16 protein-coding genes and 1 tRNA gene are annotated in these 22315 nt (G+C 57.4%); 11 read left to right on the forward strand and 6 right to left on the reverse strand.

What is annotated here, in order from left to right; genetic code table 11:
• Positions 1–43 precede the first annotated feature (43 nt).
• From ACR0I1_RS13010 to ACR0I1_RS13045, 8 genes are all read left to right on the forward strand, one after another.
• Positions 44–712: a nitroreductase gene (locus tag ACR0I1_RS13010; protein WP_480706807.1), complete on the forward strand. Its 669-nt coding sequence runs from the start codon at positions 44–46 to the stop codon at positions 710–712.
• Positions 713–734: 22 nt separating this feature from the next.
• A complete protein-coding gene (dtd, locus tag ACR0I1_RS13015) occupies positions 735–1172 on the forward strand; it encodes a D-aminoacyl-tRNA deacylase (RefSeq protein WP_170512407.1) in 438 nt (145 codons plus the stop codon).
• Positions 1172–2275 (forward strand): glycerate kinase type-2 family protein, encoded by a 1104-nt coding sequence (locus ACR0I1_RS13020; protein ID WP_480706809.1) that lies wholly within the window; start codon positions 1172–1174, stop codon positions 2273–2275. Before dtd ends, ACR0I1_RS13020 begins: the two co-directional genes overlap by 1 nt.
• 334 nt (positions 2276–2609) lie before the next feature.
• A complete protein-coding gene (locus tag ACR0I1_RS13025; RefSeq protein ID WP_170392257.1) occupies positions 2610–4196 on the forward strand; it encodes an ABC transporter substrate-binding protein in 1587 nt (528 codons plus the stop codon).
• A 15-nt stretch (positions 4197–4211) separates the two neighbouring features.
• The gene (locus tag ACR0I1_RS13030) at positions 4212–5168 is read left to right on the forward strand and encodes an ABC transporter permease (protein ID WP_170392259.1); all 957 of its coding nucleotides are present in this window, start codon (positions 4212–4214) and stop codon (positions 5166–5168) included.
• Entirely contained in the window at positions 5168–5983 is an 816-nt protein-coding gene (locus ACR0I1_RS13035) for an ABC transporter permease (RefSeq protein ID WP_170402849.1), read from the forward strand. The genes ACR0I1_RS13030 and ACR0I1_RS13035 overlap by 1 nt, the downstream gene beginning before the upstream one ends.
• Complete coding sequence (locus ACR0I1_RS13040) at positions 5980–7617, forward strand: ABC transporter ATP-binding protein (protein ID WP_480706811.1); 1638 nt, start codon at positions 5980–5982, stop codon at positions 7615–7617. Before ACR0I1_RS13035 ends, ACR0I1_RS13040 begins: the two co-directional genes overlap by 4 nt.
• Before the next feature lie 162 nt (positions 7618–7779).
• Entirely contained in the window at positions 7780–8616 is an 837-nt protein-coding gene (locus tag ACR0I1_RS13045) for an alkaline phosphatase family protein (protein WP_480706813.1), read from the forward strand.
• Positions 8617–8622: 6 nt separating this feature from the next.
• Here ACR0I1_RS13045 and ACR0I1_RS13050 read toward each other — a convergent pair whose 3' ends face one another.
• The 4 genes from ACR0I1_RS13050 to ACR0I1_RS13065 form a co-directional block, all read right to left on the reverse strand.
• Positions 8623–9546: an alpha/beta hydrolase gene (locus ACR0I1_RS13050; RefSeq protein WP_480706815.1), complete on the reverse strand. Its 924-nt coding sequence runs from the start codon at positions 9544–9546 to the stop codon at positions 8623–8625.
• 12 nt (positions 9547–9558) lie between these two features.
• Entirely contained in the window at positions 9559–11448 is a 1890-nt protein-coding gene (locus ACR0I1_RS13055) for an acyl-CoA synthetase (RefSeq protein WP_480706817.1), read from the reverse strand.
• A gap of 160 nt (positions 11449–11608) precedes the next feature.
• Positions 11609–13429 (reverse strand): ABC transporter transmembrane domain-containing protein, encoded by a 1821-nt coding sequence (locus ACR0I1_RS13060; protein ID WP_480706819.1) that lies wholly within the window; start codon positions 13427–13429, stop codon positions 11609–11611.
• Between the two features lie 143 nt (positions 13430–13572).
• Positions 13573–13646, reverse strand: a tRNA-Gly gene (locus tag ACR0I1_RS13065).
• A gap of 294 nt (positions 13647–13940) precedes the next feature.
• On the opposite strand from ACR0I1_RS13065, the gene ACR0I1_RS13070 reads away from it, so the two are divergent.
• Both ACR0I1_RS13070 and ACR0I1_RS13075 read left to right on the forward strand, forming a co-directional pair.
• Positions 13941–15584 carry a hypothetical protein gene (locus tag ACR0I1_RS13070; RefSeq protein ID WP_480706821.1) on the forward strand — a complete coding sequence of 548 codons (1644 nt, stop codon included), beginning with the start codon at positions 13941–13943 and terminating at the stop codon, positions 15582–15584.
• Between the two features lie 177 nt (positions 15585–15761).
• Positions 15762–17651, forward strand: a complete 1890-nt coding sequence (locus tag ACR0I1_RS13075) for a PhoX family protein (RefSeq protein ID WP_480706823.1) — start codon at positions 15762–15764, stop codon at positions 17649–17651.
• 61 nt (positions 17652–17712) lie between these two features.
• Here ACR0I1_RS13075 and ACR0I1_RS13080 read toward each other — a convergent pair whose 3' ends face one another.
• Positions 17713–18273 carry a tetratricopeptide repeat protein gene (locus tag ACR0I1_RS13080; protein WP_480706825.1) on the reverse strand — a complete coding sequence of 187 codons (561 nt, stop codon included), beginning with the start codon at positions 18271–18273 and terminating at the stop codon, positions 17713–17715.
• A 40-nt stretch (positions 18274–18313) separates the two neighbouring features.
• Entirely contained in the window at positions 18314–18790 is a 477-nt protein-coding gene (locus ACR0I1_RS13085; RefSeq protein WP_170401672.1) for a winged helix-turn-helix transcriptional regulator, read from the reverse strand.
• A gap of 103 nt (positions 18791–18893) precedes the next feature.
• Here ACR0I1_RS13085 and putA point away from each other — a divergent pair, with 103 nt between their 5' ends.
• A complete protein-coding gene (putA, locus tag ACR0I1_RS13090) occupies positions 18894–22292 on the forward strand; it encodes a bifunctional proline dehydrogenase/L-glutamate gamma-semialdehyde dehydrogenase PutA (protein WP_480706827.1) in 3399 nt (1132 codons plus the stop codon).
• The last annotated feature ends 23 nt before the right edge of the window (positions 22293–22315 follow it).

The raw sequence follows: 22315 nt of genomic DNA on the forward strand, positions 1-22315 counted from the left end.
TCATGGAACCTACTCCTCGGCATGCCTGAAAGGAGATGTTGAATTGCACCTTGACGCTCTGAACGCGCTCTTGGCCGATCGTTTTTCTTGCCGTGCCTTTCGCACGGACCTGGTGCCGCGCGAACAGATTGAAGAGATCGTCGCCAGTGCTGCGCGTGTTCCAAGCTGGTGCAACGCGCAACCCTGGCAGATCGTGATCACCAGCGGGGCCGAGACAGACCAGTTTCGGGACGCGTTGCAACACGAAGCCTCGCACGTTGCGCCTGCTCCGGACCTACCCTTTCCAACCGGCTATTCCGGTGTTTATCAAGAGCGCCGTCGCGCCTGTGGCTGGGCCCTCTACAAAGCGGTTGGTATCGAAAAAGGTGATCGCAGGGCCTCGGCGCAACAGATGATGGAAAACTATGCTCTGTTCGGCGCCCCACATTGCGCCATACTGTCCAGCCCGGCTGAACTGGGCCCTTACGGCGCGATGGATTGTGGTGGCTTCGTGACCGCATTTTCACTGGCGGCGCAGGCCCTGGGTCTGGCTTGTATCCCGCAGGCAGCGGTAGCGGCCCATGGCGCATTTCTTCACCGTTACTTCGGGATATCAGAAGATCGCTTGATTCTGTGCGCGATTTCGTTCGGATATGCGGATATGGATCACCCGGCGAACGCGTTCAGAACGGAACGTGCCGCGCTGGATGAAGTGATCGATTGGCACGAATAGCAATAGAATACAGGACCTGCAGATGCGCGCCTTACTTCAAAGAATTTCCAGTGCCTCGGTCAAAGTCGATGGAACAGTCATCGGGCGATCGGGCCCCGGATTGATGATTCTGGTTTGTGCGATGCAGGGGGATGGAGAGACACAAGCTGATCAATTGGCTGAAAAGATCGCAAAGCTCCGTATCTTCAAGGACGACGCGGGAAAGATGAACCGGTCGATATTGGACATTGAGGGCTCGGCCCTGGTGGTCAGCCAGTTCACCTTGGCAGCTGACACATCGCGTGGAAACAGGCCTGGGTTTTCCGGGGCCGCCCCGGCGGCTGAGGGCGAACACCTCTACGAGGCGTTTGTACACAACCTTTCATCGCGGGGCATTCCGGTTGAGACAGGTGCGTTCGGAGCTGACATGGCGGTAGAGTTGGTCAATGACGGACCAGTCACAATTTGGATGGAAAGCTGATGCAGAGTTCGCAACAGGCACAGGACATTTGGCGCGCAGGTGTGGCGGCGGTTGATGGATATCGCGCAACGCTGGAGGCCACTCAGGCGATCGAAGCCCCAGATCAGATATTGGCCGTTGGAAAAGCCGCAGGCGCCATGGCCCGTGCCGCCGTCGAACGGTTTGGCCCAGTGCCCACTCTGGTGGTTACCAAGGATGGCCATGGCCACGACCTGCCTAAGCATATTGTGGTGATTGAAGCTGCACACCCGGTTCCTGATGCCCGCAGTCTGAAGGGTGGGCAGGCTTTGCGCGAAACGGTTGAGGCGATGAAACCCGACAGCAAGCTGCTTCTGCTAGTTTCGGGAGGGGCTTCTTCGCTTGCCGAGGACCTCGTGGCCGGTACGACATTGGATGATCTTGAGGCCCTCAACCAAAGACTGCTGAGTGAAGGTCTCGACATCGGTGCAATGAACACGGAACGGCGCAAGCTGTCCCGGATCAAGGGTGGCGGTTTGTTGTCGGCATTCTCGGGGAAAAGCGTGATCGTTCTGGCGATCTCCGACGTCCCGGGTGATGATCTGGGCGTTATTGGATCCGGTATCGGATCATTGCCCGAAAAACCGGAGTTTTCTGCCCACACCGCTATAATCGCATCAAATGCACACGCGCGTGACGCCGCAGCATTTGCGGCCGAGAACTCAGGCATCAAGGTCCTCGACAACGAAGAAGCGATGCACGATGACTATCTCTCGGTTGCAGCTAAATTAGGAGATCGGCTGCGGAATATGCCCAAGGGCGCCATGGTATTTGGCGGCGAACCAACCGTGGTCCTACCTGATGCGCCAGGGCGCGGTGGGCGCAATCAGGCCCTTGCTCTGGCACTCGCGCGGGAAATCGCAGGGCAATCTGATTTGACCGTCATCGTCGGAGGAACAGATGGCACCGACGGGCCAACAGATGCAGCAGGCGCCATCGTTACCGGCGACACTTGGTCTGATAAGGCGCAAGCGTATCTGGACAATGCAGATAGCGGCAGTTTCCTCGACAAGGCGGGGGCGCTGTTGGTCACGGGACCCACAGGAACAAACGTAATGGATCTAATTGTTGCAATAAAAAACTGATCCGGGACCCTGACCCCACCCATCCGAAAAACCCACCCGATAGAATCACTTAGAGGCCGGACTGGCGTTTGATCTGTGGAACGAAAGTTCATGCAAAACTGACCAGGCAACTATCGGATAATTTGTTCAGGTCAGAGTAAGTAGTTAGGAATAAGGGGTTTTGGATTTCCAAAGGCTCATAACAAGATCATCTGGCGCGATCAAAGGCGGAACCTCCCCATTATTTCAAGAGATTTGCACTTGCCCGCTGCCCTGAATTGCACCTAAGTTGACTCATGCGTCAATAAAAAGCCCACCAACGGGCTGAACATCCTATCAACTGGGAGAAATCTGGATGAACGAACAACTCACTCACATGTCAAAGCAGGTCACAGCTGGAAAGCTGACCCGCCGTGAATTCATGGGTAAAGCAGCGGCACTGGGTGTCTCGGCCGCAATGGCAAGCACTATGTTTGCCGATGCCGCACGTGCCGCTGGTCCGAAAAAGGGCGGCGATCTGAAATTCGGTTTGCAGGGTGGTGAATCGACCAACTCACTTGATCCGGCAACCTACGCAAGCTCAGTCCCGTTCCAGAACGGCAAGCAGTTCGGCGACCAACTGGTCGAAGTGGCGCCCGACGGAACCATCGAACCGCGCCTGGCTGAAAGCGTCGAAGGAAGTGCAGACGCCAAAGTTTGGACGTTCAAGCTGCGTCAAGGGGTCGAGTTCCACAACGGCAAGACCATGACAAGCGAAGACGTGCTGAAAACTATGCAGCGCCACTCGAACGAGGATTCCAAATCAGGTGCCTTGGGCATCATGAAAGGCATCGAGTCGATGAAGGCCGATGGAGACAATTTCCAGGTCACACTGACCGAGCCGAACGCCGACCTGCCGTATCTGATGGCCGACTATCACCTCATCATTCAGCCCGATGGCGGCATGGATAATCCTGCGGCAGGTATCGGCACCGGCCCGTACAAACTAGAAGTGGACGAACCCGGCGTCCGCCACTTGTTCACCAAGAACGAAAACCACTGGAACAGCGATTTCGGCAATTTTGACAGCGTAGAAGTTGTTGTGATCAACGATGCGACGGCACGGACCGCTGCACTGCAGTCCGGACAGGTCCACGCCGTCAACCGCGTTGAACCCAAAGTTGCCGACCTGTTGGGCCGTGCGCCTAACCTGACGGTGCATTCAACCGCTGGTCGCGGTCACTATGTCTTCATCATGCATTGCGACACGGCTCCGTTTGATAACAATGAACTGCGCACCGCACTGAAGTACGCCATCAACCGCGCGGAATTGGTTGACAAAGTTCTGCGCGGCTATGGCTCGATCGGGAATGATATGCCAATCAATTCAGCCTATCCATTGTTTGATGAAACCATCGAACAGCGCGAGTTCAGCGTTGAAAAGGCTGCAGAGCACTATAAGAAATCTGGACATGATGGCTCTCCGATTATTTTGCGCGTTGCCGATGGTGCGTTCCCAGGTGCTGTAGATGCTGCTGCCCTTTTCCAGCAGACTGCTGCACAGGCTGGAATTCCGCTTGAAATCAAGCGTGAGCCCAATGATGGCTACTGGTCCGAGGTTTGGAACGTTCAACCCTTCTGTGCGTCTTATTGGGGCGGCCGCCCGGTTCAGGACCAGATGTACTCGACTGCATATCTGTCGACCGCAGACTGGAATGACACGAGGTTTAAGGTTCAGGCGTTTGACGACTTATTGTTTGCAGCAAAAGCGGAACTCGACCCTGAGAAACGCAAAGCCATCTATAGCCAGATGGGTCAAATGGTACGCAACGAAGGCGGCCTGATCTGCCCGATGTTCAACGACTTTGTCGAAGGCGTCAGCAACCAGCTGGATGGATGGGAATCTGACCCGACGCAAGAGATGATGAACGGCAACATATCCCGCAAAATGTGGTTCGTCTAAAACGGGCTACGGATAATGCATCCCATCATCAAATTGGTTTCCCAGCGCCTGGCGCTGGGACTCCTTTTGCTGCTCGGCGCTTCGGCCCTGATTTTCGGCCTAACCGAAGCCCTACCTGGAGACGCCGCGCAAGCCGTCCTGGGGCAGTCCGCAACTCCAGAGGCCTTGGCAAACCTACGCGAAGAAATGGGCCTGAACCGCCCTGCCCTTACACGCTATTTCGAGTGGTTGGGAGGCATACTTCAGGGTGACCTGGGTCAATCCCTGACCAACAAACTTGATATCTCCGAGAGTATTGGAAAACGCCTTGGGAACACTCTGTTCCTGGCTTGCGTGGCAGCAATAGTTTCCGTACCGCTTGCAATCTTTCTGGGGCTGCTTGCCGTGCGGTTCCGCAATCGCTGGCCCGACAAACTGATTTCAGCCATCACCCTGACGACGGTTTCGATCCCCGAGTTTCTGATCGGTTATGTGGTGATCTACTATATCTCAGTGAAATTGGGATGGTTCTCGTCGCTTGCGATGATCAATGATTCTATGTCGTTTGGACAAAAGTTGAATGCAATCGCGCTACCTGCCTTTGTTCTGACGCTGGTCGTGCTGGCACAGATGATGCGCATGACGCGCGCGGCCATTCTGAACCTCATGCAATCGGCCTATATCGAAACCGCTGAATTGAAAGGCCTCAGCACATTTCAGGTTATTGCCCGCCATGCCTTTCCCAACGCGATTTCACCGATCGTGAACGTCGTCATGCTGAACCTGGCCTATCTGGTCGTGGGTGTTGTCGTGGTCGAGGTTGTGTTCGTCTATCCAGGTATGGGGCAATACCTTGTGGATGCCGTGACCAAACGTGATGTGCCGGTTGTTCTGGCCTGCGGCGTGGTGTTTGCGGCCGTTTATATCGGTCTGAACATGGTTGCAGATATCGTGTCGATCCTTGCCAACCCAAGACTGAGGCATCCGAAATGATAAAGAACATTCCTCTTTCGGCTCTGATTGGCCTTATCTTCACCTTCGCCTATTTCTTTGTGGCGATCGCCGCCCCGTTGATTGCACCCTATGGAATGGCAGAAGTCGTCGGCGACGTCTGGGAGCCGAGCAGCCCCGAACATCTGCTAGGCACTGACAATATCGGTCGCGATCTGCTGACCCGCATGATCTATGGCGGGCGCACGACAATCTTCATCGCGGCAGCGGCGACGCTGCTCAGCTTTCTGACCGGTACGTCGCTGGGCTTGCTGGCTGCTGTACTGGGCGGATGGGCTGATCAGGCGCTCAGCCGTACGGTGGATCTGATCATGTCAATCCCGACTCTGATCCTGGCACTGGTCATTCTGGCCATCGTTCCGGTGACCGTCCCGATCCTAATCCTTGTTATGGGCTTACTGGATGCCACCCGCCCGTATCGCCTATCGCGATCTGTAGCGGTGGACATCAACGTTATGGACTATGTTGAAGCCGCCAAGCTGCGCGGCGAAGGGCGCGCCTGGATCATCTTCCGGGAAATCCTGCCCAATGCGCTGTCGCCACTTGTGGCCGAATTCGGACTGCGGTTCATCTTCATGGTTCTGTTCATCTCGACCCTGTCGTTCCTGGGACTGGGCGTCCAGCCACCGCTGGCTGACTGGGGCGGTATCGTGAAAGAAAACAAGGATGGCATCGTCTATGGTATCGGCGCAGCGCTTTATCCCGCTGTGGCCATTGCGACGCTGGCAATCTCGGTCAACCTGGTGGCTGACTGGGTCCTGAATCGTACCACATCGCTGAAAGGAGGCCGGGGATGAGTGATATCCTTCTCAAGGTCCGCGACCTCAAAATCGGCGCGACCGTCTATCCGCCGGGTGAAAAGCCCCATGACATCGAGATCGTGCACGGGGTCAGCTTTGACCTCGCGCCAGGCAAGGTGCTGGGTCTGATCGGCGAATCCGGGGCTGGCAAATCTACCATCGGTCTGGCCTCAATGGCCTATGGCCGTGGCGGTGTGAAAATCACCGGGGGCGAGGTTTGGGTGAACGGGCGTGATATCCTCAAGACATCTCATGGGGACATCCGCAAACTGCGCGGTGGTGAGGTAACATATGTTTCCCAATCCGCCGCCGCATCGTTCAACCCCGCAAAGAAGATCATGGATCAAGTGGTCGAGGCCGCAGTTGAGCAGAAGAAGTTTTCGCGCAAAGAGGCTGAAGCCCGCGCGCGTGAGCTTTTTGCCAAGCTGGGTCTGCCCGACCCTGACAATATCGGTGATCGTTACCCGCATCAGGTTTCGGGCGGACAGCTGCAGCGCTGCATGACGGCGCTGGCGCTTTGCCCCGAGCCTGATCTGGTGGTTTTTGACGAACCTACCACGGCACTGGACGTGACTACCCAAATCGATGTGCTGATGGCCATCAAAGACGCCATTCGCGACTCGGGCGTTGCCGCCTTGTATATCACCCATGATCTGGCAGTTGTGGCCCAGGTCAGTGATGACATCATGGTGCTGCGGATGGGCGATACGGTCGAATACGGAAATACCGACCAGATCATCAACCGCCCGCAAGAAAAGTACACACAGGCGCTGGTTTCGGTCCGCTCAATCGAGCACGAAGAGAAAAAACCAACTCCTGAACCCGTGCTGAGCGTCGATGGTATCACCGCGCGCTACAAAGGCTTGAATTTCGACGTGCTGCATAATGTCAACGTCGAGCTTCATCCGGGCCAGACACTGGCGGTTGTGGGTGAATCCGGGTCGGGTAAGTCTACGCTGGCACGGGTCATCACCGGGCTTCTTCCACCCCGTGATGGTGAGATTACCTTTGCGGGCCGCAAGCTCAGCTCTGATCTGAAAGGCCGCACGCGTGAAGACCTGCGTGAGCTGCAAATGATCTACCAGATGGCCGACGTGGCAATGAACCCGCGTCAGACCGTCGGTACGATTATCGGCCGCCCACTCGAGTTCTACTTCAACATGCGCGGCGCCGAGAAACGCAAGCGGATCGTCGAGTTGCTGGATGAGATCGAACTGGGCGAGAAGTTCATCGATCGTTATCCGGCGGAACTGTCGGGTGGTCAAAAACAGCGTGTCTGTATCGCGCGATCACTGGCGGCCAAGCCAAAGATGATCATCTGTGATGAGGTCACCTCGGCGCTCGACCCGCTGGTCGCGGACGGTATCCTCAAGCTGCTGCTGGATCTGCAAAAGATCGAGGATGTGGCATACCTGTTCATCACCCACGATCTGGCGACAGTCCGTGCGATCAGCGATAGTATCGCGGTGATGTACCAGGGTCGGGTGGTTCGCTACGGTCCCAAGAGCCAGGTGCTAAGCCCTCCATTCGACGACTATACAGACTTGCTGCTTAGCTCGGTGCCTGAGATGCATCTTGGCTGGCTGGAAGAGGTTGTCGCTCACCGCAAAATGGAGAGCGCGGGGAACTGATCCGCGCCCTTCTCATAGAAACACCGAAGACCATTCAAATTCCCGGCGCTGTGAACACAAGCAGACGTCGGGATTTTGCTATTTGGGGCGCAAATGCGCAGCCATAGCCGGACGAATCTCATAGGTTCGCCGGAACGAATACTCAGAAACAAGGGCCGGAACATGGACCGCAAACTGCTTTTGATCATCCTCGACGGCGTCCCCTGGCGCAACTTTCGTCGACTGTTTGGCAATCTTGAAGGATGGGTCGACAGCGGTGCTGCCCGGGTTTGGAAACTCCGCTCTGTACTGCCTTCGACCTCTGCCAGTTGCTATGCGTCTATCCACACCGGGGTCACACCGCAAGAGCATGGCTGTACAGGCAACGGCAACGTCTTCCGACTAAGCCATAAGGATGTGTTCAGTCAGGTGCGTGAGGCAGGCGGTGTAACCGGCGCGGTCACCCACAGCTATTGGTCTCAATTCTTCAATCGCCACCCGTTCGACTACGTCCGCGATGTTGAATATGACGAGCCCGACAACCTGACAATCAACCATGGTCGCTTTCATTCAATGACGGGATATGGCAACGCCAACCAGATGACGCCAAGCGATGTCGATCTGTTTGCCTCGCTCACCAACATGTGTCTGCGCTTCGGACTGGATTATGGCATCCTGCACACTTGCACACTGGACAGCATGGGGCATCGTTTCTTCCACGATTGCACAGAGATGGATCATGCCTGTTTTGTCATGGACGAAATGCTGGCCCCGTTCATCCCGCGCTGGCAGCAGTTGGGCTATGACGTCATCGTGACGGCTGATCATGGCCAAGACGAACGTGGCCATCACGGAGGGCGCAGCCCTTTGCAGCAGGAAACAGCGCTTTACTACTTTGGAGAGGCCAAAGGCCCTGATCCCGATACCGTGATCGACCAGCTACAGCTAGCCCCAACCATACTTCAGCGCATGGGCGCACCGGTGGCGGATACGATGAAAGCCAAGCCGTTCCTGACCTGACGCGGTTCAGTCGTAGGACCAAATCCCCTGCCCCAAAGCCTCAATCGCCACGGAAATCCGCTCAAAGCTGTCCGCGGCGCGCCTGACCGATGTTCGGGCGCGCAGATATCCGTGGACCAAACCGGCCTCGTTGATGCAATGGGCCTGCCCACCTGCGGCCGTGATCCGGTCGCAATAAGCTTGCCCGTCATCGCGCAGCGGATCGCAATCGGCGGTCACCACCACCGTCGGCGGTAGCCCCGAGAAATCGACGTCATGCAACGGTGCATAGGTAGGATCGTTCTGGGGCGTGGTCCCTTGATACCGAACAGTCTCATAAAACCGGATATCGTCCAATGTCAGCAGCGGGGCATTGGCATGTTCGATATACGACCCCTGCGACATATCTCCGCCTAAGCCGGGATATATGAGGACCTGCCCCAGCACATTTTCCAACCGCCCCCGACCATGGTGCGAAACGGCTGCTGCCAGATTGCCACCCGCGCTGTCACCGGCCAGCACAATCGGCTCGCCGTATTCCTGAACCACCCAGTTCGTGGCGGTCCAGCTATCCTGAAACTGCGCTGGGTGCACATGCTCAGGGCACAACCGATAGTCGACCGAAACGATCCGATAGCCCGTCTGGGCGCAGAGTTCCGCACAGACATCATCGTGGCTATCCAAGCCCCCGACGACGAACCCACCACCATGTATATAGATGACGGTCCGGGTGGGGTCACCGGCACTATAGATGCGAACAGGTACGCCATCGGCGGACCTGTCGCGCACCTCGATGCCAGGTGGGCGCGGCTGGCGGAAGTCCTGACACATCGCGTCATAGACCCGGCGTTGGTCAGCAATGGACATCTCTACTGTATCATCCGGATAGCTCTCGGCTGTGCGCCGGATGAAACCCCAGGTCTCCTCGTCGATCAGACGTTCATAGTCCATTGTTCCTCCGAATTATTCAGACCACTCCCATGGCCGGGTAAACGAACCCAGCACTTTTGAGACATCGTCTTCGGAAGATCCATTCGCGTCAAGCTGCGCCACTAGACCCCGCTTTTTATCGTCAATTACCGAAACGACTCGCGCTGGTATGCCTGCCGCGTCCAAAGCACCATTGTAGATGCGCGTGATGGCTTGCTTGCGCAGTTCGGGTTTGAACACCTTGCCAACGGCGGTCTTCGGCAACTCGTCCAGAATGGTCAAATGCTTGGGCTGTGCCGCGCGTTCGTGGACGTGGACCTTGCAATAGTCCATCAGCTCCTGTTCAGTGACCGAGGCCCCCTCGACCAGTTCAACAAAGGCGCAAGGCACCTCACCCGAATGCGCATCGGGCTGACCGATGGCCCCTGCAAAGGCGACGGCATCATGGCCCAGCAAGGCCTCTTCGATTTCTGCGGGATCGATATTGTGTCCGCCGCGAATGATCAGGTCCTTCGCGCGACCGGTGATCCACAGATAGCCGTCCTCATCAAACCGTCCCAGATCGCCCGTGCGCAGGTATTTGTTGAAATGATAGAGGTTCGTATTCTTGTCGGTTTCGGTATAAGTATTTCCCGCGTATACGCCGGGGTTCGAGATGCAAATTTCACCGATCTGATCTACGCCGCACTCGGTTGGTCCATCCGGCCCGTCCTGCAGGATTTTGACATCCGTATAAGGGAACGGGATACCGATCGAGCCGATCTTCTTTTCCCCATCCACGGGGTTGCATGACACCAGACAAGTGGCCTCGGTCAGGCCGTAGCCCTCGACGATAGTAACGCCGGTCGCTTCTTCAAACCGACGGAACAGTTCGACCGGCAACGGAGCTGATCCCGAAAATGCTGTTTTAACGCTGGATATATCCGCATCCACAGGTCGCTGCATTTTGGCTGAAATCGCTGTCGGCACTGTGATGATGAACGAAACCTTCCAGCGTTCGATCAGTTTCCAGAAATTGTCGAATACGCCATCACCGCGATACCCGGCAGGCGTCGGGAATACCACATGTGCACCAGACGACACCGCCGCCATCACGATGACATGCACCGCAAAGACATGGAACATCGGCAGTGGGCACATGATGACGTCGTTCTCGTCAAACAGCAGTGTATTGCCCAACCAGCCATTGTAGATAAGGCCCGAGTATTTGTGCTGCGCCACTTTCGGCATGCCCGTGGTGCCGCCCGTGTGGAAATAGCACGCCACGCGATCTTCCTGGCTGTCCTCAAAGTTCAGCGTCTTAGGCTGCTTGTTCAGCTCATCAATGAAGTTCTTGTAGTCCGCATGGGCCAACTTTTCCTTGTCGCCCATCTTTGGACGCAGGAATGGTACAAGCCAGGATTTTGGCGGCGTCAGATAGCGGTTCAGGTCGATCTCAAGGATCGTGTTGACGCCCGGAGCGTGTCGTACTGCCTCTTCAACCTTTTGGGCTACATCGGTTTTGGGGAAGGACTTCAGCGTGACCACGACCTTGGCCTTGGTCTCACGCAGGATCGCCGCGATCTGCTCCGGCTCCAGCAATGGGTTGATCGGGTTCACGATCCCGGCCACCGCACCGCCCATCATGGTGACCAGCGTCTCGTTGCAGTTGGGCAGCACATAGGCCACCACATCGTTTTCTCCGATGCCAAGGGAACGGAATAGGTTGGCGGCCTGATTGACTTTGCCCAGCAGCTCGGACCATGTCAGCGTCTCGGCCTTGTCGGTCGGGCCGGACAACAACTGAAAGCTGATCGCTTTATGGTTCGGGAACTTGCCCGCCGTCCGCGACAACAGTTGATGGAAGGTGACGGGTACGTCCCGATCTTCCCACGCCATCTCCTGCTCGATGCGCGCCTTGTCTTCCAATCCCACAAAGGCCATGTGGCTCCTCCCCTGATCTGTCTCCCGTGTCGCGCACAGGCTTGTTTGTCACCTCCAAGATGGAAGCAAAACACACCATGCGCAAGCAAGGGCTTAGCGATCAGGTCCGGGAATATGTAGAATGACGCTACGGCGAAACGAGATGTGCCGGAGCGTCACTTTATTCTGCAGCCACCCCGTCGGTGAACTGCAAGCGTGCGAGGCGGGCATACAAACCGTCCTGCGCCACCAGATCGTTATGGGTACCCTGCGCCACAATGCGCCCGGCTTCCAGCACGACAATCCGGTCTGCCTTCTTAACGGTCGCCAGACGGTGCGCCACGATCAGAGTGGTGCGCCCTGCCCTCATGTTATCAACCGCACCCTGCACCGCACGTTCGCTTTCTGCGTCCAAAGCCGAGGTCGCCTCGTCCAGCAGCAGCACCGGTGCGTCGCGCAGGATGGCACGTGCGATGGCGATACGTTGCTTCTGACCACCCGACAGCATTACGCCCCGTTCGCCCACAAAGCTGTCATACCCTTCGGGCAAAGCCGAGATGAACTCATGCGCGGCGGCGGCTCGGGCGGCGGACTCGACTTCGGCATCTGAGGCGTCCAGACGGCCAAAGCGGATATTCTCGCGCGCCGAAGCGGCAAAGATCACGGGGTCTTGCGGGACCAGCGCGATGTGCTGACGGAAGTCGTCACGGTTCAACTCGCGCAGGTCGAGCCCATCAAGACTGACCTGTCCCGCATCGGGATCATAGAACCGCTGAATCATCTGGATGACTGTTGTCTTGCCCGCACCAGACGGGCCAACAAAGGCCACTGTCTCCCCAGGTTTAATCTGCAGTGACAAATGATCCAGCGCGACAACGTCCGGGCGCGCGGGATAGTGGAATGTCACATCGTCGAAACGTATCTCTCCGCGTACGGGCACAGGCAATGCCTTGGCCTGCGACGGATCGTTGACTGTATCTTCAGCGTTCAGAAGCTCGACCAAACGCTCGGTCGCACCTGCAGCGCGCTGCAACTCGCTCCAGATTTCGGACAACGCGGCGACTGAACCCGCCATGATGATCGAATAGATCACAAACTGGATCAGCACGCCCTCGGTCATAACCCCGTTACGCACATCATTCGCACCCATCCACAGCACGCCAACGATGCCCGAGAAGACGAGAAAGATCACAATGACGGTCAGAATCGCACGGGTCTGGATCCGACGCAGAGAAACTTCGTACGAAGTTTCTGTCATCTCTCCGAACTGCGTCCTGCTGGCGTCCTCATGAGTAAAAGCCTGCACGGTTTGCACCGCACCCAACGCCTCGCCGGCATTTCCAGAGGACGCCGCAATCCAGTCCTGATTTTCCCGGCTGATCACCCGTAACCTGCGGCCCAGTACCAATATTGGCACAACCACCAGCGGAATCAGCAGCAACACCATCCCAGTCAGCTTAGCCGATGTCAGCAGCATCAGCACCAGTCCGCCGACGAACATCAAAAGATTGCGGAGCGCGATGGACACAGACGATCCCAGCACCGATTGGATCAGCGTTGTGTCGGTGGTGATACGGCTCAGAACTTCTCCGGTCATGATGCGCTCGTAAAACTCGGGGCTCATCCCGATCACGCGGTCAAAAACCGCCTTTCGGATATCGGCCACCACACGTTCACCCAACCGGGTCACCAAAGCATAGCGAATACCCGTACCCACGGCGAGAATACCGGCAATACCGAGGGCGGCCAGAAAGTACCATTCAAGCAAATCACCATCTTCGATGCGGAAATTGTCGACCACACGCCGCACAGCCAAGGGCAATGTCAGCGTCATGCTGGCCGTCAGGATCAACGCCAGTGTCGCACCGATCATCAGCAGTCGATAGGGCTTCATAAACGGCCACAATGACCGCAGCACGCCGATTTTCTTAGACCGTGCACGCTGCTCCTGCGCTCGCGGAGCCGAATTGTTCGCTGGACTGGCGGCGTTGGTTCTTGCCATGTCTGGCCCTTGTATTTTGGTCGGTCGCCCTGATCAGGCATCAATCTCAGCTTCTTGGCGTCAGAGATGTTTGGGGTCAAGCTGAAGACAAAGTTTTGCAGCCCGATAAGGGCTAAATGACGCAACCTGTGTGGGGGATCAGCTGGAGCGGGCGGCGGGAATCGAACCCGCGTCATTAGCTTGGAAGGCTAAGGTCTTACCACTACACAACGCCCGCTCAGCGAGGTCACCACCTATTTCATACAAAATTTGTCGTCAAGAGGATGTTTCAATCAAATGCACCTCGCGGTGAGAATTGATACGTCCATTTTGCCGGCACCGACACTTGCGAACAACCGCGACAGCTGGCTGCTTTCCGATGAGTAATCTTGTCCGACAAGGAGGGCTGGATAGCTCGAAGAGCCTTTTCCGCGCTCCGCGATGCCTTTCACGAAATTGTGCTATAATTCGATGATCCGCTGTTCGGCGCTGATTACCGGTGCTCGGCGGAGAGTAAGCGGGGGATTGAAGGATGACCGATTTTGACCTCGGCACGTATCGCCGTGCTGTTACCACTTCATCAAGCGAAGCTCAGAAGCTGTTCGATCAGGGTCTCATCTGGCTGTTCGGGTATAACCATGAGGCCGCTGCCGCCTGTTTCGAACAGGCCATAACTCATGACCCGAAATGCGGTATGGCCCATTGGGGCGTCGCCTATGCGATTGGTCCAAATTACAATAAACCATGGGAGTTCTTTGAGCCTGATGAAAAGGTTGCCACCCTTGACCGGGCGCGACAGGCAGTCGAAACGGCGATGGCTCTGCGCACATCTTCGACCCCGATTGAGGCGGCCTTGATCGAAGCGATCTCACACCATTTCCCGTCGGACCCCGAAATAGAGGACTATGCACCGTGGAATGACGCCTTCGCCGATTCGATGCGCGCGGTTTATTCCGATCATCCGAACGACCTGGATGTCTCATCTGTGTTTGCCGAATCCTTGATGAACCGAACGCCCTGGCAGCTATGGGATCTCAAGAAGGGCGTGCCCGCCGAAGGGGCATCCACCACCGAGGCACAAGCCGTTCTGGAAAGGGCCTTTGAAACGCTTCCCGGTGCCTGGGATCATCCCGGCCTGCTGCATATGTATATCCACTTGATGGAGATGTCGCCCACTCCGGAAAAGGCGCTGCGACACGGGGATCGGCTGGTCGATCTGGTGCCCGACAGCGGGCATCTAGTTCACATGGCGACGCATATCGACGTGTTGTGCGGCGACTATCAGAATGTGGTCTGGCGCAATCACCGAGCTGCAGCGGTCGACAAGAAATATGAAGCCATGGCCGGGGGTGAGAACTTCTATACCGTCTATCGCGTCCACAACGTACATTTTGAAGCCTATGGGGCCATGTTCCTTGGGCAACCCGAATTGGCCCTGGCTGCGTCCGAGGAATTGATGCGATTATTGCCGGACAATGTGATCCGTTACTTCCCGGATTTGTTCGAATCCTTCTATGGCAAGAAGGTCCATGTCATGGTTCGCTTCGGCATGTGGCAGGAAATTCTGGATGAACCCATGCCCGGCGACGCGGAGTTATACAGCTATACCACCGCCGCAATTCATCAGGCGCGCTCTGTGGCTCTGGCCAATTTGGGTCGTATGGACGATGCAGCGCATGCACGCAAAGTGGCCGTTCAGGCCAGAAAAGCCGTCCCGGAAAGTCGACTGGTATTCAACAACACCGCCGAGGATGTTTTGATGATCGGCGAGGCGATGATGGATGGAGAGATCGCGTTCAAATCCGGTGACCGTGAAGGCGGACTTGATCATCTGCGCCGCTCGGTCGAGTTGGATGACAATCTGGTTTATGACGAGCCATGGGGATGGATGCAGCCAACAAGGCACGCTCTGGGTGCCTTGTTGATGGAAGACGGTCAATTCGATGAGGCCGAGGCCGTCTATCGGGCCGATCTGGGTCTGGACGACACGCTCGCCCGTGCCTGCCAGCATCCCGGCAATATCTGGAGCCTTCATGGCCTGCATGAATGCCTGATCCGACGCGGTGAAACGACCGAGGCCCGTCATATCAAGCTGCAACTGGACAATGCTGCTGCACGGGCCACGGTGCCTATCCATGCCTCATGTTATTGCCGCAGCAAGGCAAAGGCGGCTTAGGCTTCTGGTCGTTTGGCGATAGATTCGCCTAAACATTGATCAGCGCCGCAGGTAGATCGGCGTCAATCTGCACGCGGCGCAGATCAAAAGAAGCTTTGCTAAGACTGTCAATTTCCTGTCATGTGATCGCTCTAAACCCACGGTGCGATTCTTAGTTCAGACAGCCAGGAGCTATCCATGACAGACGTCGATCTCACCACCCTTTCCGCCGACGATTGGGATGAGTTGCACTTCCCCCGCCCAGATGAACACGACTTCGACCGCGTGGTTGAAAGCGCTATCTCGCGACGGGGTTTCCTGTCAGGAGTTGTGGCATTTGGGTCGGGCGCTGCGGCGATGGGCGCTGGTTTGTTGGGCTCAACTTCAGCACAGGCGGTCGATGCACAACGCTTTGCCTTCACGCCGATTCCCGCCCAGACCGATGGGACAGTCCACGTTCCGGAAGGTTATGAATGGAAGATGCTAATGCGCTGGGGCGATCCGCTGTTTTCCGAGGCCGATGGATACGATTTGACCGATGGCGGTAAGGTTGAAAACTCGGACAAGGTTTTTGGCGAGAATACGGATGGGATGGAGACATTCTCGTTCCGGGGTCACGAGCTGATTGCGATCAACCACGAGTACCCGAACCGCAAGATCAACCTGCCTGCCGCGCAGAAAGGTGTTCCGACCAGTGCCGATGATGTTCTGAAGTTGCAGAACATCCAGGGCGTGACCGTAATGGAGATCAAGGAAGGCCCTGCGGGCTGGGCGGTCGTTAAGGACAGCCCCTTCAACCGCCGGATCCACCACAACACTCCAATGAAGATCGTCGGCCCCGCCGCTGGTCATGACCTACTGAAGACCGAGGCCGATCCGACAGGAACCGCGTCGCTGGGCACCATGAACAACTGTGGTTCCGGCAAGACACCGTGGGGCACCTACCTGACCTGCGAAGAAAATTTCAACGGCTACTTTGGTTCCTCTGACGAGAATGCCAGCTACGATCAGAAGGTCGCGGACGGCATGAAACGCTATGGCATCAAAGCCGAAAGCTGGAATGGCTACGAACTGTTTGACCCCCGCTTCGACACCTCGAAAAACCCCAATGAGCCGCACCGCGCAGGCTGGATCGTTGAAATCGACCCGACCAAACCCGACAGCACTCCGGTCAAGCACACCGGCCTTGGTCGCTTCAAGCATGAAAATGCTGAGGTCGCGCTGGCTGCGGACGGTCGTGTCGTGGTCTATATGGGCGACGATGAACGTGGCGAGTATCTTTACAGGTTCGTCTCGAACGCGGCCTATGCGCCCGGTGTCGACACTCAGGGCTTGTTGAATGACGGCACGCTATATGTCGCCAAGTTCAATGACGACATGAGTGGCGAATGGCTGCCGCTGACGCCGGAAACAACCGGCATGGACGCGGCCGAAATTCTGATCTTTACCCGTATGGCCGCATCGGCTGCGGGCGGCACCACAATGGACCGCCCGGAATGGGTGGCCTCAAGCCCTGTTGCGGTCGAAGCATATTGCTGCCTGACCAACAACAAGAACCGTGGAGTTAAGCCAAATGCTGGGGGCGATGACACTGCAGTCAACGGCCCTAACCCGCGCGAGGCCAACAAATACGGCCAGATCGTGCGCTGGCGTCCAGCGGATGAAGATCACGCGGCCACTGGCTTTGATTGGGATCTCTATGTCATGGCCGGAAACCCAACTGTTCATTCGGATAACCGTGGCGGATCGGCAAATGTGAACGAAGGCAACCTGTTCAACTCACCCGACGGCATGGCCATCGATTCGACCGGTCTGGTCTGGATTCAGACAGACGGGAATGATGACAACGAGGAAGAATTCGCAGGAAACGGCAATAACCAGATGCTGGTTGGCGATCCCGTGACCGGGGAGATTGTGCGCTTCATGACCGGCCCGAATGGCTGTGAAGTCACCGGTCTGGCCTGGTCGACCGACCTGCGCACCATGTTTGTTGGCATCCAGCATCCGGGCAGCAATTGGCCCGATGGCGGTACGCCGCGTTCGTCGGTGATTGCGATCAAACGCACCGACAACGGGCTGGTCGGCTAATCAAGCCCTTGCATCAAAAGCGCCCCTGAACTTCGGTTCCGGGGCGCTTTTTCGTCTCAATTCAAATATCATCACCCGGTGGATCAAGCAGCCCGCCCGGCGCAAGCAAGGCACGTTCTGAAAGCCACGGGTTCAGTTCGAGTGCATGGTTCAGCGCCGTTCGCGCTTCGTCCAGCCGCTTGAGACCCAACAGCGATAATGCACGCCCGCTAAGCGCCGCTACATGGTTCGGGGACAGCTCAATGGCCCGATCCAGATCGATCAGGGCCGCACCGTAATCCTGCTGCAAATAGTTGACGAATGCCCGCTGATTGTACCCCTCGGCATAATCCGGGCAATAAGCGACCAGAGCGTCAAACTCGGCCAGCGCACCGGTCAAATCCCAAGACTCGCGCAGAGACATCCCGCGATCCAACAGGGTTTGAGATCGGGCGTCCGGCGCATCGGTCCAGAGTTGCCACATCCGTCCCGAAATGCCCCGCGCCTCGCGCTCAGACGACGCGGTTTGGGCTTGCGCAATCAGGGCGTCGACGCCAGAAATATGATCCGGCGCAACCGGGCAATCTGCAGAAGCCTGAGCGGCAGAACCAGCGAGTATGGCAACGATAAGTACGTTTTTCATCCTCTCTAACCTGATCCATCAGGCGTTTAGGTCAACTGCTTTATAGCGGAGCCAGCAACCCGGTTTCTTTCACCGCCTCCATCGCAACGAAGGTGGAGGTGTTGGCAACATGCGGCAGGGATGAGATTTTCTCGGCTAGCACCGTGCGGTATTCTGTCATCGATCGGGTCCGGATTTTAAGCAGATAGTCAAAGTTGGACGCGATCATATGAGCCTGTTCAATCTCAGCAACTCTGCGCACCGCTGCATTGAACTCGGCCAGTGCTTTTTCACGAGTATCTGTGAGACGCACCTCGACAAAGGCCACATGGTCAAGGCCCAGACGGATCGGGTCCAACATGGCGCGATAGCCTGTGATGATCCCGTCAGCCTCAAGCCGCTTGAGCCGCGCCTGTGTCGGCGATTTTGACAAGCCGATCCTGCGCGCAAGGTCCGTCACTGAGATGCGGCCATCTTCAGCTAATGCCGTAAGGATCGCACGGTCAAAGCGATCAAGGCTGGACAAGTCGTTTTGCATGATCAGGCTCCTATATTTCAGTCAATTCGACCAGAATTCGAGATAATTCGGTCCTTTCTCCTGACTGTAGGCGGTTATATTAGGCAAAAGCCCCGGAGTACACATGTCACACAGCCTACGCACCAAAATCGACACTCAAACTTATGCCGACCAGTCCACTGTACTGGACGCGCTGATCTCTCAGGCCAAGCTGTCAGAGGCCGACCGAACGGCCATTTGTGAGGCTGCAGCACAGCTGGTGCGCGACATCCGCTCAAGCACGTCGCCTGGCATGATGGAAGTGTTTCTGGCTGAATACGGCCTATCCACTGATGAAGGCGTTGCGCTTATGTGTTTGGCCGAAGCGCTGTTGCGTGTGCCAGATGCGGATACCATTGACGCACTGATCGAAGACAAGATCGCCCCGTCAGACTGGGGAAAACATCTCGGACAATCATCCTCGTCACTGGTGAACGCGTCGACATGGGCGTTGATGCTAACAGGCCGGGTTCTGGACGAAGACAAATCCTCGCCCGTCGGCGCGCTGCGCGGGGCCATCAAGCGGCTGGGTGAACCAGTGATCCGCACCGCCGTTGGTCGTGCGATGAAAGAAATGGGGCGTCAGTTCGTTTTGGGCGAAACCATTCAATCCGCCATGAAGCGCGCCAAAGGAATGGAAGATAAGGGCTATACCTACTCGTACGACATGCTGGGCGAGGCGGCACGGACCGAGGCCGATGCTGCCCGCTATCACCTGTCTTACTCGCGCGCGATCGCCGCTATTGCCGAGGCCTGCACCCATAAAGACATTCGCGAAAATCCGGGCATCTCGGTCAAGCTGTCGGCCCTGCACCCCCGTTATGAGCTGGCACAGGAACAACGGGTGATGGACGAACTGGTGCCCCGGCTGCGCGCGCTGGCTTTGCTGGCCAAGGCAGCGGGCATGGGGCTGAACGTTGACGCGGAAGAGGCAGATCGCCTGTCGCTCTCGCTGCAGGTGATCGAAGAAGTTATGGCAGAGCCTGCACTGGCCGGTTGGGACGGGTTCGGCATCGTCGTGCAAGCCTACGGCCCACGCGCCGGGTTGGTGCTGGATACGCTCTATGAGATGGCCCAGCGGCACGACCGCAAGCTGATGGTACGGCTGGTCAAGGGCGCTTATTGGGATACCGAGATCAAGCGCGCGCAAGTCGAGGGCGTCGATGGTTTTCCGGTCTTCACCGATAAGGCGGCGACGGATGTGTCCTATATCGCCAACGCCCGCAAGGTGCTGGGAATGACCGACCGTATCTATCCGCAATTTGCCACGCATAACGCCCATACGGTCAGCGCTATCCTACATATGGCGGACGGCCAGCCATTCGAATTCCAGCGCCTGCACGGGATGGGTGAGACCCTGCATCAGATCGTGCGCAACAAGCGGACCTCGCGCTGCCGTATCTATGCTCCGGTCGGCGCACATCGGGATCTGTTGGCCTATCTGGTGCGTCGCCTTCTGGAAAACGGGGCAAATTCCTCGTTCGTCAATCAGATCGTTGATGAGGAAGTCGCCCCAGAAACCGTTGCCGCAGATCCGTTCGTGGCCGTTCAAACACCTGGCAAACCGCTGCCAACCGGGCCTGAGTTGTTCGCACCAGAACGCCCAAACTCGAAAGGTTTTGATCTGCGCCATACGCCGACGCTGGACCAGATTGACATCGCACGCGACGCCTTCCGCGCCCATCATTGGTACGCCCGACCTTTGCTGACGGATGATGCACTGCCTTTGGCAGACACTCCCGTGATCAATCCCGCGCAACCATTGGATCGTCCCGGTTCGGTTGCTGCGGCCAGCCCCGAAGACGTGGAACTGGCGTTGGCCAGCGCTTGCCCATGGCAGGCCTCAGCCGAGAAGCGCGCTGACATTCTAAATAAAGCAGCCGATCTCTACGAAGCGCATTTTGGAGAGCTGTTTGCCCTGCTCGCCCGCGAAGCCGGAAAATCCGTGCCCGATGCGGTAGCCGAGCTGCGCGAAGCGGTTGATTTCCTGCGCTACTACGCCGCCAATATTCCTGCCGCCAAACCCGCCGGAATATTCACCTGCATCAGCCCATGGAACTTCCCTCTGGCGATCTTCACCGGGCAGATATCGGCTGCGTTGGCCACCGGCAACGCTGTGCTGGCAGCCCCTGCCCCGCAAACGCCATTGATCGCCCATCGTGCCATTCAACTGATGCATGAAGCAGGCGTTCCACGCGATGCGCTGCAACTTCTTCCGGGCGGGCCGAAGGTGGGTGCGGCGCTAACTTCGGACGAACGCGTCTCTGGTGTGGCCTTTACCGGTTCCACCGCGACCGCGCTGAAAATCCGATCAGCAATGGCGCAGCACATGCGGCCAGGTACGTCATTGATCGCCGAGACCGGCGGTCTGAACGCCATGATCGTAGACAGCACCGCTTTGCCGGAACAAGCGGTCCAATCGATTATCGAAAGCGCGTTCCAATCGGCAGGCCAGCGGTGCTCGGCACTGCGTTGTCTTTATCTGCAAGAGGATATTGCCGAGGACGTTCTGACCATGTTGCAAGGGGCGATGGACGCTTTGCATGTGGGCGATCCTTGGCTGATATCAACTGATTGCGGCCCGGTCATTGACGCGCAAGCCCGGCAAATCATCGCGGACCACGTGGCCCAGGCCCGCTCAGAAGGACGGGTACTGAAGGAGATGACAACGCCTCCTGAGGGTACATTTATCGCACCTACTCTGATCGAGATACCCGGCATCTCGGCGCTAGAGCGCGAGGTGTTCGGTCCGGTTCTGCACGTCGCCCGGTTCAAGGCGCAAGATATCGACAAGGTCATTGCGGATATCAATGCCACGGGGTACGGCCTGACTTTCGGCCTGCACACGCGGATCGACGACCGGGTGCAGCATGTGACCGAGGCGATCCATGCCGGTAATATCTACGTCAACCGCAACCAGATCGGCGCAATCGTCGGCTCGCAACCCTTCGGTGGCGAAGGTCTGTCCGGCACCGGCCCCAAGGCGGGCGGTCCGAACTATATGGCACGGTTCTGCGCGCCTGATCGGCAGAATGCTTCGGGACGCTGGGACAGTTCGGCTGAACCAGGTGCGCCCGAAGGGCAACCTGCAACGCCCAGCACCCAATCGCTGCCTGGCCCCACCGGTGAATCGAACCGCCTGACCGAATATTCCCGCTCCCCGCTTTTGTGCATGGGTCCGGGGGACGAGGCCGCCAAGGCTCAGGCGGATGCGGTCAAAGCGTTGGGCGGCACAGCGATCCGTATGACGGGCATGCTGGATCTGCACCGGCTTGAAAACCTGACCGGTTTCTCGGGCGTTCTGTGGTGGGGCGACGACGACTCTGCCCGCCATATCGAGCAGCATTTGGCCCGGCGCGATGGCCCGATCATCCCGCTGATCCCCGGGCAGCCCGACCGTGCGCGGGTGCTGGGGGAACGCCATGTCTGTGTCGACACCACCGCCGCCGGAGGCAACGCCGCCCTTCTGGGAGGTGCGGCATAACCGGACCTTGACGCTGGGCGGCG

Source organism: Ruegeria sp. B11, assembly GCF_056539785.1.

Coding starts and splice junctions, on each gene's coding strand:
- dtd (WP_170512407.1), top strand. CDS start 735: ATGCGCGCCTTACTTCAAAGAATTTCCAGTGCCTCGGTCAAAGTCGAT.
- ACR0I1_RS13020 (WP_480706809.1), top strand. CDS start 1,172: ATGCAGAGTTCGCAACAGGCACAGGACATTTGGCGCGCAGGTGTGGCG.
- ACR0I1_RS13025 (WP_170392257.1), top strand. CDS start 2,610: ATGAACGAACAACTCACTCACATGTCAAAGCAGGTCACAGCTGGAAAG.
- ACR0I1_RS13030 (WP_170392259.1), top strand. CDS start 4,212: ATGCATCCCATCATCAAATTGGTTTCCCAGCGCCTGGCGCTGGGACTC.
- ACR0I1_RS13040 (WP_480706811.1), top strand. CDS start 5,980: ATGAGTGATATCCTTCTCAAGGTCCGCGACCTCAAAATCGGCGCGACC.
- ACR0I1_RS13045 (WP_480706813.1), top strand. CDS start 7,780: ATGGACCGCAAACTGCTTTTGATCATCCTCGACGGCGTCCCCTGGCGC.
- ACR0I1_RS13050 (WP_480706815.1), bottom strand. CDS start 9,546: ATGGACTATGAACGTCTGATCGACGAGGAGACCTGGGGTTTCATCCGG.
- ACR0I1_RS13055 (WP_480706817.1), bottom strand. CDS start 11,448: ATGGCCTTTGTGGGATTGGAAGACAAGGCGCGCATCGAGCAGGAGATG.
- ACR0I1_RS13060 (WP_480706819.1), bottom strand. CDS start 13,429: ATGGCAAGAACCAACGCCGCCAGTCCAGCGAACAATTCGGCTCCGCGA.
- ACR0I1_RS13070 (WP_480706821.1), top strand. CDS start 13,941: ATGACCGATTTTGACCTCGGCACGTATCGCCGTGCTGTTACCACTTCA.
- ACR0I1_RS13075 (WP_480706823.1), top strand. CDS start 15,762: ATGACAGACGTCGATCTCACCACCCTTTCCGCCGACGATTGGGATGAG.
- ACR0I1_RS13080 (WP_480706825.1), bottom strand. CDS start 18,273: ATGAAAAACGTACTTATCGTTGCCATACTCGCTGGTTCTGCCGCTCAG.
- ACR0I1_RS13085 (WP_170401672.1), bottom strand. CDS start 18,790: ATGCAAAACGACTTGTCCAGCCTTGATCGCTTTGACCGTGCGATCCTT.
- putA (WP_480706827.1), top strand. CDS start 18,894: ATGTCACACAGCCTACGCACCAAAATCGACACTCAAACTTATGCCGAC.